General features: G+C 71.5%; 13 protein-coding genes. 6 read left to right on the forward strand and 7 right to left on the reverse strand.

The genetic code is table 11. The annotated features are described in order from the left end of the window. Positions 1-2 precede the first annotated feature (2 nt). The 5 genes from mmsA to iolC are packed head-to-tail and all read right to left on the reverse strand — an operon-like array spanning position 3 to position 6,165. Complete coding sequence (gene mmsA / locus AQJ27_RS19960) at positions 3-1,505, reverse strand: CoA-acylating methylmalonate-semialdehyde dehydrogenase (protein WP_067370451.1); 1,503 nt, start codon at positions 1,503-1,505, stop codon at positions 3-5. A 14-nt stretch (positions 1,506-1,519) separates the two neighbouring features. Continuing rightward, complete coding sequence (iolD, locus tag AQJ27_RS19965; RefSeq protein WP_067370453.1) at positions 1,520-3,403, reverse strand: 3D-(3,5/4)-trihydroxycyclohexane-1,2-dione acylhydrolase (decyclizing); 1,884 nt, start codon at positions 3,401-3,403, stop codon at positions 1,520-1,522. Next, on the reverse strand, positions 3,400-4,260 hold the full coding sequence (gene iolB, locus AQJ27_RS19970) for a 5-deoxy-glucuronate isomerase (RefSeq protein WP_067370456.1): 861 nt from the start codon (positions 4,258-4,260) through the stop codon (positions 3,400-3,402). Before iolB ends, iolD begins: the two co-directional genes overlap by 4 nt. 7 nt (positions 4,261-4,267) lie before the next feature. Continuing rightward, positions 4,268-5,218 carry a Cgl0159 family (beta/alpha)8-fold protein gene (locus AQJ27_RS19975; RefSeq protein ID WP_235613484.1) on the reverse strand — a complete coding sequence of 317 codons (951 nt, stop codon included), beginning with the start codon at positions 5,216-5,218 and terminating at the stop codon, positions 4,268-4,270. After that, positions 5,215-6,165, reverse strand: a complete 951-nt coding sequence (iolC, locus tag AQJ27_RS19980) for a 5-dehydro-2-deoxygluconokinase (RefSeq protein ID WP_067370458.1) — start codon at positions 6,163-6,165, stop codon at positions 5,215-5,217. The genes AQJ27_RS19975 and iolC overlap by 4 nt, the downstream gene beginning before the upstream one ends. Positions 6,166-6,287: 122 nt before the next feature. Here iolC and AQJ27_RS19985 point away from each other — a divergent pair, with 122 nt between their 5' ends. Further along, entirely contained in the window at positions 6,288-7,217 is a 930-nt protein-coding gene (locus tag AQJ27_RS19985) for a sugar phosphate isomerase/epimerase family protein (protein WP_067370461.1), read from the forward strand. A 422-nt stretch (positions 7,218-7,639) separates the two neighbouring features. Then, positions 7,640-7,837 (forward strand): helix-turn-helix transcriptional regulator, encoded by a 198-nt coding sequence (locus AQJ27_RS19990; protein ID WP_054231835.1) that lies wholly within the window; start codon positions 7,640-7,642, stop codon positions 7,835-7,837. Positions 7,838-7,945: 108 nt separating this feature from the next. On the opposite strand, the gene AQJ27_RS19995 is transcribed toward AQJ27_RS19990, so the two are convergent. Further along, positions 7,946-8,995 carry a zinc-dependent alcohol dehydrogenase family protein gene (locus AQJ27_RS19995; RefSeq protein WP_067370463.1) on the reverse strand — a complete coding sequence of 350 codons (1,050 nt, stop codon included), beginning with the start codon at positions 8,993-8,995 and terminating at the stop codon, positions 7,946-7,948. Positions 8,996-9,039: 44 nt separating this feature from the next. Next, the gene (locus tag AQJ27_RS20000) at positions 9,040-11,301 is read right to left on the reverse strand and encodes an MMPL family transporter (RefSeq protein WP_201264275.1); all 2,262 of its coding nucleotides are present in this window, start codon (positions 11,299-11,301) and stop codon (positions 9,040-9,042) included. A gap of 607 nt (positions 11,302-11,908) precedes the next feature. On the opposite strand from AQJ27_RS20000, the gene AQJ27_RS20005 reads away from it, so the two are divergent. The 4 genes from AQJ27_RS20005 (at position 11,909) to AQJ27_RS20020 (ending at position 16,475) form a co-directional block, all read left to right on the forward strand. Then, a complete protein-coding gene (locus tag AQJ27_RS20005; RefSeq protein ID WP_067370677.1) occupies positions 11,909-12,532 on the forward strand; it encodes a TetR/AcrR family transcriptional regulator in 624 nt (207 codons plus the stop codon). 202 nt (positions 12,533-12,734) lie between these two features. Then, positions 12,735-13,685, forward strand: coding sequence for a PrsW family intramembrane metalloprotease (locus tag AQJ27_RS20010; RefSeq protein ID WP_067370465.1), 951 nt, complete (start codon positions 12,735-12,737; stop codon positions 13,683-13,685). Positions 13,686-13,749: 64 nt separating this feature from the next. Next, positions 13,750-13,989 carry a heavy-metal-associated domain-containing protein gene (locus AQJ27_RS20015; RefSeq protein ID WP_067370468.1) on the forward strand — a complete coding sequence of 80 codons (240 nt, stop codon included), beginning with the start codon at positions 13,750-13,752 and terminating at the stop codon, positions 13,987-13,989. Between the two features lie 182 nt (positions 13,990-14,171). Next, a complete protein-coding gene (locus AQJ27_RS20020; RefSeq protein WP_079065097.1) occupies positions 14,172-16,475 on the forward strand; it encodes a heavy metal translocating P-type ATPase in 2,304 nt (767 codons plus the stop codon).

A 16,475-nucleotide genomic window follows, 5' to 3' on the forward strand; every position in this document is an offset into this window, starting at 1 on the left:
ACTCAGTGGTTACGCGGGAAGCCCAGGTCCACGCCCGTCGGGGCGTCGGCCGGGTCGGGCCAGCGGGTGGTGACGACCTTGCCGCGGGTGTAGAAGTGCGTGCCGTCGTTGCCGTAGATGTGGTGGTCCCCGAAGAGGGAGTCCTTCCAGCCGCCGAAGGAGTGGTAGCCGACGGGCACCGGGATCGGCACGTTCACGCCGACCATGCCCGCCTCGACCTCCAGCTGGAAGCGGCGGGCGGCGCCGCCGTCCCGGGTGAAGATCGCCGTGCCGTTGCCGAAGGGCGACGCGTTGATGAGGGCGACACCCTCCTCGTAGGTGTCCACGCGCAGCACGCACAGCACCGGGCCGAAGATCTCGTCCTTGTACGCGTCCGAGGTCACCGGCACCCTGTCGAGCAGCGAGAGGCCGATCCAGTGGCCGTCCTCGTATCCCTCGACCGTGTACCCGGTGCCGTCGAGGACGACCTCGGAGCCCTGCGCCGCCGCGCCCGTGACGTAGGACGCCACCTTGTCGCGGTGCACGGCCGTGATCAGCGGACCCATCTCGGAGGTCGGGTCGTTGCCCGGACCGATCTTGATCTTCTCGGCGCGCTCGCGGATCTTCTCCACCAGCGCGTCGCCGACCGAGCCGACCGCGACGACGGCGGAGATGGCCATGCAGCGCTCGCCGGCGGAGCCGTAGGCGGCCGACACGGCGGCGTCCGCGGCCGCGTCCAGGTCGGCGTCCGGGAGGACCAGCATGTGGTTCTTGGCGCCGCCCAGGGCCTGCACGCGCTTGCCGTTCGCGGAGGCCGTGGTGTGGATGTAGCGGGCGATCGGGGTCGAGCCGACGAAGGACACCGCCTTGACGTCCGGGTGCTCCAGGAGGCGGTCGACGGCCACCTTGTCACCATGGACGACGTTGAAGACACCGTCGGGCAGACCGGCCTCGGCCAGCAGCTCGGCGACCTTCATGGCGGCCGACGGGTCCTTCTCGGACGGCTTCAGCACGAAGGTGTTGCCGCACGCGATGGCGATCGGGAACATCCACATCGGCACCATGGCCGGGAAGTTGAACGGCGTGATGCCCGCGACGACGCCCAGCGGCTGCCGGATCGACGCCACGTCGACCTTGGAGGCCACCTCGGTCGACAGCTCGCCCTTCAGCTGCACGGTGATCCCGCACGCCAGGTCGACGATCTCCAGACCGCGCGCCACCTCGCCGAGCGCGTCCGAGTGCACCTTGCCGTGCTCGGCGGTGATCAGCTCGGCGATCGCGTCCCGGTTCGCGTCGAGCAGCGCCCGGAACTTGAAGAGGATCGTGGACCGCTTGGCCAGCGAGGACTGGCCCCAGGTCGCGTACGCGTCCTTGGCCGCGGCGACCGCGGCGTCCACCTCGTCGACGGTCGCGAAGGCGACCTGGGTGGTCACGGCGCCGGTCGCCGGGTCGGTGACCGGCCCGTACGTACCCGACGCACCCTCGACAGTCTTGCCACCGATCCAGTGGTTGACGGTCTTCGTCATGGCCAAAAACTCCTTCACAGATGGCGGCGTCGGGCGGCGACGTGCCGGTCGTACTCCTCACGTGCCTTGACCGCCGACGATCGGGTCGCGGTCTCGGCCACAGGTACATCCCACCAGGCTTGGGCCGGGGGCGCGCCCGACACTGTGTCTGCCGTTTCGGTCTCCACGTAGACACATGTGGGAGTGTCCGCGGCGCGCGCCTCGGCCAGGGCCGCCCGCAGGTCACGGACGGTCTTCGCGCGCAGCACCCGCATACCGAGGCTGGCCGCGTTGGCGGCGAGGTCGACGGGCAGCGGCGCCCCCGTGTACGTACGGTCCTCGGAGCGGTAGCGGTAGGCGGTGCCGTACCGCTCGGCGCCCACGGACTCGGAGAGGCCGCCGATGGAGGCGTACCCGTGGTTCTGGAGTATGAGGACCTTGATCGCGACGCCCTCCTGCACGGCGGTGACGATCTCGGTCGGCATCATCAGGTAGGTGCCGTCGCCGACCAGCGCCCACACGGGCCGGTCGGGGGCCGCCATCCGGACGCCGATCGCGGCCGGGATCTCGTAGCCCATGCACGAGTAGCCGTACTCGACGTGGTACTGGTCGCGCGACCGGGCCCGCCACAGTTTGTGCAGGTCACCGGGGAGCGAGCCGGCCGCGTTGATCAGGATGTCGTCCTCGGTGACGAGCTCGTCCAGGACGCCGAGGACCTGCGGCTGGGTGGGCCGGATGTCGATGTCCTCGGCCTCGTACGCCGCGTCGACGCGGTACTCCCAGCGCTCCTTGTCGTCCGTGTACTCGGTGGCGTAGGCGGGCTCGACGCGGTGCCCGTGCAGCAGCAGCGCCTCGGTGAGCGCTTCGAGGCCGGCCCGCGCGTCCGCGATCAGCGGGATCCCCGACAGCTTGTGGCCGTCGTACGGCGCGATGTTGAGGTTCAGGAAGCGGACGTTCGAGGCGGTGAAGAGGGTGCCGGAGGCGGTGGTGAAGTCGGTGTAGCGGGTGCCGACGCCGATCACCAGGTCGGCGGTGCGGGCCAGCTCGTTCGCGGTCGCCGTGCCGGTGTGCCCGACGCCGCCGACGTCCTGCGGGTGGTCCCACTTCAGTGATCCCTTGCCCGCCTGTGTGGAGGCGACGGGGATGCGGGTGGTGGCGGCGAGTTCGGCGAGCACGTCCTCGGCGCGGCTGTGGTGGACCCCGCCACCCGCGACGATCAGCGGGCGGCGGGCCTCACGGATCGCCGTGACGGCGGCGGCCAGCTCGGAGGAGTCGGCCGCCGGACGGCGCACGGTCCAGGTGCGCTCCTGGAAGAACTCCTCCGGCCAGTCGTACGCCTCCGCCTGCACGTCCTGCGGCAGCGCGAGCGTGACGGCGCCGGTCTCGACCGGGTCGGTGAGCACGCGCATGGCCTGCAGGGCGGCGGGGATCAGCGCCTCGGGCCGGGTGACGCGGTCGAAGTACTTCGACACCGGGCGCAGACAGTCGTTGACCGACACATCGCCCGCGTAGGGGACTTCGAGCTGCTGGAGGACCGGGTCGGCGGGGCGGGTCGCGAAGATGTCGCCGGGCAGCAGGAGCACCGGGAGGTGGTTGATCGTCGCGAGCGCGGCGCCGGTGACGAGGTTGGTGGCGCCGGGTCCGATGGAGGTGGTCACGGCGTGCGCCGACAGCCGGTTGGACTGGCGTGCGAAGCCGACCGCCGCGTGCACCATCGACTGCTCGTTACGGCCCTGGTGGTAGGGCATCTCGTCGGCGTACTCGATCAGCGCCTGGCCGAGTCCGGCGACGTTGCCGTGACCGAAAATGCCCCAGGTGGCGCCGATCAGCCGCCGCCGCTCGCCGTCCCGCTCCGTGTACTGCGCGGCCAGGAAGCGCACCAGCGCCTGTGCGACCGTCAGCCTCGTCGTTGAGGTCATCGGTATCCCTCTGTGCTCTCTAGATGTCCCGGGTGGAAGCAGATCCGCCACTCCCTCTCCTCGCCCGGTCCGGCCATCACGTTCAGGTAGTACATGGTGTGGCCGGGCTGGGCGATGGACGGGCCGTGCCATCCGTCGGGGACGAGGACGGCATCGCCGGTGCGGACCTCGGCGAGGACGTCGGATCCGCCCTCGCGCGAAGGGAATACGCGCTGATAGCCGAATCCGTTCGGGCCGTCGATCTCGAAGTAGTAGATCTCCTCCAGCTCCGACTCGGCACCGGGCCGGTGCTCGTCGTGCTTGTGCGGCGGATACGAGGACCAGTTGCCGCCGGGCGTGATGACCTCGACGGCGATGAGCTTGTCGCACTCGAAGGCGTCGGCGGAGGCGAAATTGCGCACCTGCCGTGCGCAGTCGCCACTGCCTCGGTCTTCGACGGGGACCTCCGGCGCGGGGCCGTAGCGGGCGGGGAGTCGGCGCTCGCACTTCGCTCCTGCCAGGGCGAAGCGGCCTCCCGCGCCGGAGGCGATCTGGGCCCGGGCGTCACGGGGCACGTACGCGAAGTCGGAGACCCCCGCGAACACGCTTTCCCTGCCCAGGATTTGGAACTCTTCGTCCTCTGTGCGCACCGTACAGGCGCCGCTCAGCGGAAGCACGATCCACTCGCTGTCGCCGGTGGTGAAGGTGTGGGTGCCGCCCGGTCCGAGGTCGACCACGCGCAGGCTGCTGTGGGTCCAGCCGGCGTACTTGGGGTCGATGTCGACGGCGTACAGCCCGCCGGCGGTGGCGCCCTTGGGCACGTACAGGCCATTGCTCCGGGGCACGTCCGTCGTCGAATGCGTCCTGGGGTCCGTCATCGGGTCCTCACAGCAGTCCTACGGCGGTGTCCACCGCGGCGGTCACGTCCCCGTCGGCCGGGTAGAGCAGCGAGCGGCCGACGACCAGGCCCTGCACGGTGGGCAGTTGGAGCGCGCCGCGCCACTTCTCGTACGCGCTCTCCTGGTCCTCGCCGACATCCCCGCCCAGCAGTACGGCGGGCAGGGTGGAGGTCTCCATGACCCGGGCCATGTCGTCCGGGTTGTCGGTGACGGGGACCTTCAGCCAGGTGTACGCCGAACTGCCGCCCAGACCACTGGCGATGGCGATGGACTTGATGACGGCCTCGGCGCTCAGGTCGTTGGCCAGCCTGCCCCCGGGGGTGCGGCGGCTGAGGAACGGTTCGACGAAGACAGGGAGGTGACGCTCCGCCATCTCGTCGATCGCGCGGGCGGTGGACTCGAGGGTGTTGAGCGAGCCCGGATCGTCGTAGTCGATGCGCAGCAGCAGCTTGCCCGCGTCGAAGCCGAGCCGCTCGATGTCCTGCGGGCGGTGGCCGGTGAAACGGTCGTCCAGCTCGTACGAGGCGCCCTGGAGGCCGCCGCGGTTCATCGAGCCGAGGACCACCTTGTGGTCGAGGGCGCCCAGGAGCAGCAGGTCGTCGAGGATGTCGGCGGTCGCGAGGACGCCGTCGACGCCGGGGCGGGAGAGCGCGAGGCAGAGCCGTTCCAGCAGGTCGGCGCGGTTCGCCATGGCGAACTTGCGGTCGCCGACGGCGAGCGCCCCGCGGGCCGGATGGTCCGCGGCGATGATCATCAGCCGCCCGTTGTCGCCCACGAGGGGGCGGCGGGGGCGGCGCGCGGCGGCCTCGGCGATGGCTTCGGGCCGGTGGGCGCGGAGCCGGACGAGTTCCGCCGTGTCGACGGTTCGCAGGGGCGGGGAGGGAGTCGGGGGCAGGACGGGGTCTCCGCCCTCGTGTCCCACGCGTCCCGCCCTCATCGGACCGCTCCCGCCGTGAGCGCGTTCTCGACCTCTTCGGGGGTCGGCATCGCGGAGGAGCACTCCAGCCGGGAGGCGACGATGGCACCGGCCGCGTTGGCGTGCCGCATGATCCGCTCCAGGTCCCAGCCGGCGAGCAGGCCGTGGCAGAGGGAGCCGCCGAACGCGTCACCGGCGCCGAGGCCGTTGAGGACCGTCACCGGGAGCGGCGGGACCTCGGCCGACGTGCCGTCGCGGTGGACGGCGAGGACGCCCTTGGGGCCCTGTTTGACGACGGCGAGTTCGACGCCCGCCTTGAGGAGGGCCTCGGCCGCCGCGTGCGGTTCGCGGACGCCGGTGGCGATCTCGACCTCGTCGAGGTTGCCGACGGCGACGGTGGTGTGGCGCAGGGCCTCGGCGTAGAACGGGCGGGCGGACTCGGGGTCCTTCCAGAACATGGGCCGCCAGTCGAGGTCGAAGACCGTCGCGGCGGACTTGGCGCGGTGCGCGAGCGCGGCGAGCGTCGCCGTCCGGCTGGGCTCCTCGCTCAGGCCGGTCCCGGTCACCCAGAAGATGCGCGCCTCACGGACGGCGTCCAGGTCGAGGTCGTGCGCGTCGATCTCCAGGTCCGGGGCCTTGGGCTGCCGGTAGAAGTACAGCGGGAAGTCGTCGGGCGGGAAGATCTCGCAGAACGTCACCGGGGTGGGCAGCCCGGCGACCGGGGTGACCCAGCGGTCGTCCACGCCGAAGCCGCGCAGCGCCTCGTGGAGGTACGCGCCGAAGGGGTCGTCACCGGTGCGCGTGATCACCGCCGTACGCCGTCCGAGCCGGGACGCGGCCACCGCGACGTTCGTCGCCGAGCCGCCCAGGAACTTCCCGAAGGACGTCACCTGCGCCAGCGGGACCCCCGTCTGCAACGGGTAGAGGTCCACACCGATCCGCCCCATGGTGATCAGGTCGTACGCCATCGAGTTCCCTTCGCTTCGGCTCCCCCAAGGTCTAGCGCCGCGCGGGGAGCCCTGTCAACAGTTTGTCCGGACATTCGGACCAGGCCTTGACACCTCCCTCGTGCCGCCCGAAGCTGACGCCCATGACGTCGTTGTCACCGCAGGCATCACCTCAGTCCTCACTGTCCCGCATCCGGATCGGTTCGGCTCCGGACTCCTGGGGCGTCTGGTTCCCCGACGACCCTCAGCAGGTCCCCTGGCAGCGCTTCCTCGACGAGGTCTCCCAGTCCGGGTACGAGTGGATCGAGCTGGGCCCCTACGGTTATCTGCCCACGGATCCGGCGACGCTCAAGGAGGAGACCGCGCGGCGCGGGCTCACCGTGTCGGCCGGCACCGTCTTCACCGGGCTGCACCGGGGTCCCGAGGTGTGGGACGCCACCTGGGCGCACGTCTCGGACATCGCCGCGCTCACCCAGGCGATGGGCGCCGAGCACCTCGTCGTCATCCCGGCGTTCTGGCGGGACGACAAGACGGGCGAGGTCCTGGAGGACAGCGCGCTGACGCCGACGCAGTGGCGCAATCTGACCGCTCAGACCGAGCGGCTCGCCCATGAGGTGCGGGAGCGCTACGGGCTGAAGATCGTCGTCCACCCGCACGCGGACACGCACATCGACAGCGAGGAGAACGTCACACGGTTCCTCGACGCGACCGACTCCTCCCTGGTGTCGCTGTGCCTGGACACCGGCCACTACGCGTACTGCGGCGGCGACAGCGTCAAGCTCATCGAGACCTACGGGGAGCGCATCGGCTACCTCCACCTCAAGCAGGTGGATCCGCTGATCCTGGCCGAGGTGCGGGCGGACGAGGTGCCGTTCGGGCCCGCCGTGGCCAAGGGCGTGATGTGCGAACCGCCGTCCGGCGTACCGGCGCTCGAGCCCGTCCTCGCCGCCGCCCAGAAGCTCGACGTCGAACTCTTCGCCATCGTCGAGCAGGACATGTACCCGTGCCCGCCGGACAAGCCACTGCCGATCGCCCAGCGCACCCGGGCGTTCCTGAGGTCCTGCGGAGCGTGACCGCTTCACCGTGACGTGACTGCTTCACCGTGACGTGACTGCTTCACCGTGACTGCTTCACCGTGACCGCTTCACCGTCACCGCTTCATAGTGTCCCGCGGAGCCTGACCCTCCGCGGGGGGCCGAGGGGCCCGTCGAGAGCCCGGGGCTCGGCGGGCCTTCCGGCGTCACCGGTCCCCTACGCGCATACGTCTCGACGGTCGCCTCGGCGCGAATGCGTCACGCGTGTCACAAAAACCACCGCCCTGTCACACATGTCGCGTGTACGCGGGTCTTGTGTCACACCCGGCCAACAGGCCCTGCCCTGCGGTCACTCTGTGTCGTTCAACGGGCGCAGGCTTTGTGATCGCCAGCGCAGCGCCCGGCTCCCCCGACGGCCACCCCCCGGCCGCCGCCGCGACGCGCGCAGGGAGGTGCCACTCATGACCGACCGTAGGCTCTGGTCGTACAAGGAGATCGCGGCGCACATCAAGGTGCAGCCGGACACCGTGCGGTCGTACCGCAAGCACGGACTGCTGCCGCCGCCCGACCACGTGGAGAGCGGGAAGCCCTACTGGTACGCGGACACCGTCCGCGCCTGGGTCGCCTCCCGCCCCGGAAACCGCGGTCGAAGAGACTGACCACGGGCCCCGCCCCGCTCGCCACGCCCACTCACTGTGCCCACGCGCCACCCCCACGCGCTGTGCCCCGCTCCTCGCCCGGGTGCGGGGCACAGCCCCTGTCCGGGTTCAGCGCGGGGTAGTTGACTCCCACGGTTCGATGACCGTCACCCCCGCCCCCGGCGCCGTCCCCATCGCCGCCAGGGCCGCAGGGACCGCGTCCAGCGGGATGGTGGAGGTGACCAGGAGGTCGGGGCGGAGCACCCCGGCGCGGACCAGTTCGAGCATGCGGGGGTAGGCGTGTGCCTGCATGCCGTGGCTGCCCAGGAGTTCGAGTTCGAAGCCGATCACCCGGGCCATCGGAACCGCGGGGTCCTCGGGCAGCAGACCGACCTGGACGTGGCGTCCCCGGCGGCGCAGACCGTTCACCGAGGCCGCGCAGGTGACCGGGGAGCCGAGCGCGTCGAGGGAGAGATGGGCACCGCCGCCGGTCAGCTCCCGGACCGCCGCGGCCGTGTCCCCGACCCGCGAGGCGTCCACGACCTCCACCGCGCCGAACTTCCGTGCCAGGTCCAGGGCCTGGGGTGAGAGGTCCACGGCCACGACCCGCGCCCCGGCCGCCGCCGCGATCATCACCGCCGACAGTCCCACACCTCCGCAGCCGTGCACCGCGACCCACTCCCCCGCCGCCACCCGGCCCTGCGCGACCACCGCGCGGAACGCCGTGGCGAACCGGCAGCCCAGTGACGCCGCCGTCGCGAAGGACAGCTCGTCCGGCACCGCCACCAGGTTCACCTCGGCGTGGTCGAGTGCCACGTACTGGGCGAAGGAACCCCAGTGGGTGAACCCCGGCTGGGTCTGCCGCTCGCACACCTGCTGGTCACCCGCCGCGCAGGAGGGACACGTCCCGCAGGCGCAGACGAACGGGACGGTGACCCGGTCGCCGGGGCGCCAGCCGGTCACCCGCGCACCGACCGCCTCGACGGTCCCCGCGAGTTCGTGGCCCGGCACATGCGGCAGTGTGATGTCCGGGTCGTGCCCCATCCAGCCGTGCCAGTCGCTGCGGCACAGCCCGGTGGCCTCGACCCGCACCACCACCCCGTGCTCCGCGGGCACCGGGTCCGCCACCTCGCGCACCTCGGCCGGCTCCTCGTACCGCTCGAACACCACTGCCCGCATCCGTCTCGCCCCTCCGCCCGAAGATCACCCTTCCGGAGCGAACGCTATCCGCGCGCCTCGACCTTGTCCCGCTCCCGGTCGTCCTCCCTGCCGTCCTCCCTCTCCTGCTCCCGGTCGTCCTCCCGGTCATGCTCCCGGCCGTCCGCCTGCCGGGTGTTGTCCGGCTCCGCCTCGCCCTCGCTCAGTCCGAACCGGTCGTGGAAGCGCCGCAGCGGCCCCGGTGCCCACCAGGTCGCGCGGCCCGTGAGACGCATGACCGCCGGGACCAGCAGGCTGCGGACGACCATCGCGTCCATCAGCACGGCGAGCGCGATGCCCAGGCCGAGCATCTTGGTGTTGGTCACGCGCGAGGTGCCGATCGCGACCATCACCACGGCGAGGATGACCGCGGCCGCGGTGATGAGTCCGCCGGTGCGCTGGAGGCCGAAGCGGACCGCCTCCCGGTGGTCGCCCGTGTGGTCGTACTCCTCCTTTATCCGGGAGAGCAGGAAGACTCCGTAGTCCATGGAGAGGCCGAAGGCGACGCAGAACATGAGGACGGGGAGCGTCGTCTCTATCGATCCCGGGCTGGTGAAGCCGAGCAGGCCCGACAGATGGCCGTCCTGGAAGACCCAGACCACCGCGCCGAACATCGCCGTCAGGCTGAGCGCGTTGAGCAGCACCGCCTGGATCGGGATCAGCACGCTGCCGGTGAGGAGGAAGACCAGGAGCAGGGTGACGATCGCTATGAAGGCCGCGGCCCAGGGGAGCCGGTCGGCTATCGCGTGCTTGGAATCGACCAGGACCGCCGCCGTGCCGGTCACCGCCGTGTCGAACGGGGCCTGGGTCGCTCGCAGTTCGCGCACCAGCCGCTGGGCTCCGTCGCCGACGGCCTCGCCCTTCGGCAGCACCGTGAAGTAGGCCGAGTCGCCCTGCGCCAGGGGTCCGTCCACCCGCAGCACCTCGGGCAGCGCGGCGATCCGGTCCTTGTAGGCCGTGTACTGGGCCTCGGTCGCCCGGCCCTCCGCGAGCACCTCCAGGGCGCCACCGGGGCTGCCCGGGAAGCCGTCCCGTATGTGCTGCTGCACGACGTGGGACTCGGCACCCGAGGGCAGTTGGCGGTCGTCCGCGGTGCCGAACTTCACGCCCAGGAAGGGCAGTCCGAGCACGATCAGCCCGACGGTGGTGGCGACGGCGAAGACCGGCGCCCTGCGCATGACGAGTGCGGCCATGCGTCCCCAGGCGGCCCCGTCCGCGCTCGCCGCCGGCCTTCCGCGCCGGAACAGGCGGCGCAGATCCAGCGAGTTCACCCGGTGGCCGAGCAGCACCAGCGCCGCCGGGAGCAGGACCAGGGCGGCGGCCGCGGCCAGCAGCACCACGGCGATGCCCGCGTAGGCGAAGGAGCGCAGGAAGTACTGCGGGAAGAGCAGCATCGCGGCCAGGGAGACGGCGACCGTGAGGGAGGAGAAGAGGACCGTGCGGCCCGCGGTGCGCAGGGTCGTGGCGATGGCCCTGATGGCGTCTTCCCTGTTCGAACGCGGTGGAGAGCTCGGGGAAGGCGCGGCGCCCTTGGCCAGTTCCTCGCGGAATCTGCGGACGATGAACAGGGCGTAGTCGATGGCGAGGCCGAGTCCCAGGGCCGTGGTGAGGTTCATCGCGAAGACCGAGACGTCGGTGAACTCGGTGAGGCCGCGCAGCACCGCGTTCGTGCCCAGGATCGCGACGATGCCCACGCCGAGCGGCAGCAGGGCCGCGATCGCGCTGCCGAAGACCATCACCAGCAGTACGAGGGTCACCGGCAGGGCGATCATCTCGGCCCGGGTCAGGTCCTCGCGGATGGTCGTCTGCATCTCGTGCTGCACCGCCACCGGGCCGCCGACCCTGACCTCGACCGGCCCGTGCGTCCCTCGGTAGGAGGGCGCCAGGCGGTCCAGGGTCTCGCTCGCCGTCTTCTCGTCGCCCGTGATCCGCGCGGCGATCAGCGCCTCGTGGCCGTCCTTCGCCTTCAGCGCCGGTGCGCCCGACGCCCAGTACGAACCGACCCCCGTGACGCCCCGCTCGCCGGCGAGCCGCGCCGCGAGCCGCTTCGCCTCGGCCGCGACCGCGGGAGCGTCGACCGTGGCACGCCCCGAGTCGACCAGGAGCAGCAGATTGGGCTGCGAGGCGGGGAACTCCCGCTCCAGCGCCTTGGTCGCGTACGTCGACTCGGCGGTCGGGTCCTGCCAGCCTCCGCTGCCCAGCCGGTCGGCGACCCCGCTGCCGGCGACCACGGCGAGCGCGGTGAGCAGCAGCGCGACGAACAGGGAGAGGCGGGGGCGCGCGGTCACGAACCGGGTCCAGCCACCGACCCGGACACCGCGACCGGTTCGCGGGCCACCGCTCACCCGTTGACCGTCGCTCGCCTGTTGACCGTCGCTCGCCCGTTGACCATCTCTGGCCCGTTGACCATCACTCACCCGTCGGCCGCCACTCGCCCGCGGGCCACTCTTCCCCGGCGGGCTTCCGCTCTCCGGCGGGCCTCCGCCCACCTGCGGCTCGTCGCCCGCGCTCGCGTCGACGCTCGCGCCCCTCCCGCGCCCCGCGCCGCTCCCGTGGCCGTCATCCGCGCTGTTGACTTCGGTCATCGTGCGGTGTCCCCTTCACCGTGACCCCCTGTCCGCGCGGCGCGTCCGTCCGACCATCCGGTCGTGTGCGCAGGCGGCAGGGGTCGACCATTGCCATAGAATGGCAAACACGAGAGATCGCTCGCGTTTCACTAGAATGCGAGCGACCGCTCGTGTTTGTCAATCACGTTCGGAGAGCTGGGGATAACTCGTGCCCGACAAGCCCGAGACACAGCGGACCGCCGACGCGCAGACCGTCGACAGACAGACCGCCGACACGCAGACCGTCGACGAGCGGCCCCGCCGCCGGCAGGCCCGCGGCGAGCGCCGGATCGCCCAGCTGCTGGAGGCCGCCGCCTCCGTCTTCTGCACCACCGGCTACACCGCCGCCAGCACCAACGCCATCGCCCGCGAGGCGGGCGTCTCACCGGGCACGCTGTACCAGTTCTTCCCGAACAAAGAGGCCATCGCGATCGAGCTGGGCGACCGGCTCATGCACGAGATGCGCGACACGTACGGCGAGGCACTGGCCCCGGTCGACCCCACGACCCCGCTGGAGGAGGCCGTGGGCGCCGCGGTCGACCGGTTCATCGCCTTCAACTGCGATCACCCCGTGTTCTTCGCGCTGATGCACGGCCCCGACATCCCGGGCCGGATCGCCGAGGAGCACGACGCCCTGCACGCGACCCTGGTCTCGCGGATAGAGGGGCTGCTCTCGTCCCTCATGACCGACGCGCCCGCCACCGAGGTCACGCGCATCGCGCACGTGTGCCTGGGCATCTACAAGGCCGGCCTGGAGCTGGTCCTCTCGAACCAGGGCGCCGAGCGCGAGGCGTACATCCGAGAGTTGAAGGACGTCCTGCTCCGCTACCTGGAGCCGCTGATCCGCGACAGGACAATCACCCCGGCGGACCTCACCGCCACCCCCGCAGAGTTCACGACCCCAACCCCCTGACCACGCACAGCCCCACCCCCCCCGACCGCGCGCAGCCTCACCCCCCGACCGCGCACGGCCCCAACCCCCTGACCGCACACGGCGACCCGGCCGTCGAGCGCCGCCGCTCGCGCCCTGGTCGTGACGGAGTAGCCCATACTGCGACATAGCGGACATTTGCCATAAGGTTCGGATAAATCAGACCGAGCCCAAGGGGCAAGCCGTGACCCAGAATCAGCCGCCCGGCGCGCCCCGGGCCCGCATTCCCGGACCCCAGCAGCCCCCTCCGTCGTACCCCCAGATCCGCTCCGGACTGTGGCGACGCTGCCTGGGCGGCGGGCTCGCGCTCTGGACGCTGACGGCGATCGTCACGTACACGACGAGGAACACCACGCTGCTGCCCACCCTGATCCTGCTCGGCAGCTTCCTGGCCCCCGTCGTCTTCACGCTCTGGGCGTACGAGCGCCACGGCCGCGACCTCGGCGTCCAGGTGATCCTCGGCTGCTTCCTGACCGGCGGGACCCTCGGGGTGCTGGGCGCGTCGGTGATGGAGAACCACCTGCTCCACCCCTCGCTGTCGAGGTGCGTCGGCGTCGGACTGATCGAGGAGGCGGCGAAGCTGGCCGCGCTGGCGTTCGTCCTGCGCCGCCACCCCCGGCTCCGGGGACTGCGGGCCGGCCTCGTGCTCGGCGCGAGCGTCGGCTTCGGCTTCGCGGCGCTGGAGAGCGCGGGGTACGCGTTCAACGCCGCCGCCTCCCTCAAGGGACTGGATCTGCGCGCACTACTGGAGACGGAGATCCTGCGCGGACTGCTCACCCCCTTCGGGCACGGCCTGTGGACGGCGATCACGGGAGCGGTGCTGCTCACGTACCGCCACCCGCACGGGCGCTTCCAGTACGCCGGTCCGGTGGCGGGTGCCTACGTCGGCGTGTCGCTGCTGCACGCCCTGTGGGACTCGACACACGGCATCGCGCTCTGGCTGGTCGCGCGGCTGACCACGACGGGGCTCGACCGGACGCCGTTCGGACTGGGGTACCTCCAGGGGCCCACCGACGAGCAGAAACATCTCTTCACGCTGTTCTCGGTGGGCGGCCTGATCATCGTGGCGCTCGCGGGGATCGGCTGGGTGCGTTCGCTGACACGCCGCGACTTTGCTTGGAGAAATACCCCCTAGGGGTATAGTGTTGGTCACCTGAGCAAGTCACCCGAACCCCACACGCCTCGACGAGGAGTACGCCATGACGACGCAGACCGACACCCCGGGTTCCGTCACGACCGTCTACCAGGTGAGCGGAATGAGCTGCGGGCACTGTGAGGGCTCCGTCTCCGGCGAGATCTCCGAGATCCCCGGGGTCACCTCGGTGAAGGCCGTCGCCGCCACCGGCGAGGTGACCGTGGTCTCCGCGGCGCCGCTCGACGAGGAGGCCGTGCGCGCCGCCGTCGACGAGGCGGGCTTCGAGCTCGCCGGCCAGGCCTGAGTCACCGGCCTCGCACCCAGCAGTCGCTCCCCCGCGCCTTCCGGTTCCCCGCATCACCCGTAACACCCGCATCGCCCGTTCGCCCCGCGCCACCCAGCACTTCACGCAGCTCTCCACACCGGGCCGTACCGACCAGCTGATACTGGCTCCGTACGGCCCGGCTCATTCCCTGGAGCCCGACCATGACCACCGCAGCACCCGAGCCGGCCATAGCCGAGACGGTCCAGACCGCCGCGACCACCCCGACCACCGCGACAGCCGCGCCGTCGGAGGTGGAGCTCACCATCGGCGGAATGACCTGCGCCTCCTGCGCGGCCCGCGTCGAGAAGAAGCTCAACCGCATGGACGGTGTCACCGCCACGGTCAACTTCGCGACGGAGAAGGCGAAGGTCTCGTACCCGGTGGGGGTACAGGTCGCCGACCTCATCGCCACCGTCGTGAAGACGGGATACACGGCCGAGGAACCCCCGCCGCCGCGCCTCGAAACGCCGGAACGGGCCACCGACGCCGTCGGCGCCGACGAGGACCCCGAACTCGCCTCCCTGCGCGAACGGCTCGTCGTGTCGGCCCTGCTCGCCCTCCCCGTCGTCCTGATGTCGATGGTCCCGGCGCTGCAGTTCGACAACTGGCAGTGGCTCTCGCTGACCCTCGCGGCGCCCGTCGTGGCCTGGGGCGCGCTGCCCTTCCACCGGGCCGCGTTCACCAACGCGCGGCACGGCGCGGCCACCATGGACACCCTCGTCTCGGTCGGCACGCTCGCCGCGTTCGGCTGGTCCCTGTGGGCGCTGTTCTGGGGGCACGCGGGCATGCCGGGCATGCGGCACGGGTTCGACCTCACCGTCTCGCGTACGGAGGGGTCGTCGACGATCTATCTCGAAGTCGCCGCGGGCGTCGTCGCGTTCATCCTGCTGGGCCGCTACCTGGAGGCCCGCTCCAAGCGGCAGGCCGGAGCCGCGCTGCGGGCGCTGATGGAGCTGGGGGCCAAGGACGTCGCGGTGCTACGGGACGGCCGTGAGGTCCGTATCCCGGTCGCGCGGATGGCGACGGGCGACCGCTTCGTCGTACGGCCCGGCGAGAAGATCGCCACCGACGGGACGGTGGTGGAGGGTTCCTCCGCCGTCGACGCCGCCATGCTGACGGGCGAGTCGGTGCCGGTGGACGTGACGGTGGGTTCCGGCGTCACCGGCGCGACCGTGAACGCCGGCGGACGGCTCGTCGTCGAGGCGACCCGGGTCGGCGCCGACACCCAACTCGCACGGATGGCCCGACTCGTCGAGGACGCACAGAACGGCAAGGCCGAGGTGCAGCGCCTCGCCGACCGGATCTCCGGGATCTTCGTGCCGGTGGTGCTGGTGATCGCGCTCGGCACCTTCGGGGTGTGGCTCGGTGTCACCGGGGACACGGTCGCCGCCTTCACCGCGGCCGTCGCGGTGCTGATCATCGCCTGCCCCTGCGCCCTCGGCCTCGCGACCCCGACCGCCCTGATGGTCGGCACGGGCCGCGGCGCCCAACTCGGCATCCTCATCAAGGGCCCCGAGGTCCTGGAGTCCACGCGACGCGTCGACACGGTCGTCCTGGACAAGACCGGCACGGTGACGACGGGACGGATGACACTGCGGGAGGTGTACGTCGTCGCCGACACCGACGAGAAGGAGCTCCTGCGGCTCGCAGGCGCCCTGGAGCACGCCTCCGAGCATCCGGTGGCCCGGGCGATCGCCGCGGGCGCTCAGGAGCGGACTGGCGCCCTTCCTCCGGTGGAGCACTTCGAGAACGTCCCCGGGCTCGGCGTACGCGGGCGCGTGGAGGGTCACGACGTCCAGGTGGGACGGCTCCACGAAGGCGAGCTCCCGGAGGCGCTGGCCCGCGCCAAGGCGGAGGCACAGACGGAGGGGCGTACGGCCGTCGTGGTCACCCGGGACGGGGTGGCACTCGGTGTCGTGACCGTCGCCGACGCGATCAAGGAGACCAGCGCCGAGGCGGTGCGCGCACTGCGCGGCCTGGGGCTCACACCGGTCCTGCTCACCGGCGACAACCGGGCGGTCGCCCGGTCCGTGGCGCGTGCCGTCGGCATCGACCCCGGGGACGTGGTCGCCGAGGTGCTGCCCGAGGAAAAGGTCGCCGTCGTCAAGCGCCTCCAGAGCGAGGGGCGGACCGTGGCGATGGTCGGCGACGGGGTGAACGACGCGGCGGCCCTCGCCACCGCCGACCTCGGCCTCGCGATGGGGACGGGCACGGACGCGGCGATCGAGGCGAGCGACCTGACGCTGGTCCGGGGGGATCTGCGGGTGGCGGCGGACGCGATCCGGCTGTCACGCAAGACCCTGTCCGCGATCAAGGGGAACCTGGTGTGGGCGTTCGGATACAACGTGGCGGCGCTGCCGCTCGCCGCGGCCGGACTCCTCAACCCGATGATCGCGGGGGCCGCGATGGCCTTCTCGTCGGTGTTCGTGGTGACGAACAGCCTTCGACTCAGGACATTCTCATGA

Origin of the sequence: Streptomyces olivochromogenes (assembly GCF_001514115.1) — a bacterium.
Taxonomy (GTDB): Bacteria; Actinomycetota; Actinomycetes; order Streptomycetales; family Streptomycetaceae; genus Streptomyces; species Streptomyces olivochromogenes.

What these genes read in the sequence shown, in the direction of transcription:
- AQJ27_RS19990 (WP_054231835.1), top strand. Translation starts at nt 7,640, where the DNA reads ATGACCGACCGTAGGCTCTGGTCGTACAAGGAGATCGCGGCGCACATC.
- AQJ27_RS20015 (WP_067370468.1), top strand. Translation starts at nt 13,750, where the DNA reads ATGACGACGCAGACCGACACCCCGGGTTCCGTCACGACCGTCTACCAG.
- iolD (WP_067370453.1), bottom strand. Translation starts at nt 3,403, where the DNA reads ATGACCTCAACGACGAGGCTGACGGTCGCACAGGCGCTGGTGCGCTTC.
- mmsA (WP_067370451.1), bottom strand. Translation starts at nt 1,505, where the DNA reads ATGACGAAGACCGTCAACCACTGGATCGGTGGCAAGACTGTCGAGGGT.
- AQJ27_RS19995 (WP_067370463.1), bottom strand. Translation starts at nt 8,995, where the DNA reads ATGCGGGCAGTGGTGTTCGAGCGGTACGAGGAGCCGGCCGAGGTGCGC.
- AQJ27_RS19975 (WP_235613484.1), bottom strand. Translation starts at nt 5,218, where the DNA reads ATGAGGGCGGGACGCGTGGGACACGAGGGCGGAGACCCCGTCCTGCCC.
- AQJ27_RS19985 (WP_067370461.1), top strand. Translation starts at nt 6,288, where the DNA reads ATGACGTCGTTGTCACCGCAGGCATCACCTCAGTCCTCACTGTCCCGC.
- iolC (WP_067370458.1), bottom strand. Translation starts at nt 6,165, where the DNA reads ATGGCGTACGACCTGATCACCATGGGGCGGATCGGTGTGGACCTCTAC.
- iolB (WP_067370456.1), bottom strand. Translation starts at nt 4,260, where the DNA reads ATGACGGACCCCAGGACGCATTCGACGACGGACGTGCCCCGGAGCAAT.
- AQJ27_RS20020 (WP_079065097.1), top strand. Translation starts at nt 14,172, where the DNA reads ATGACCACCGCAGCACCCGAGCCGGCCATAGCCGAGACGGTCCAGACC.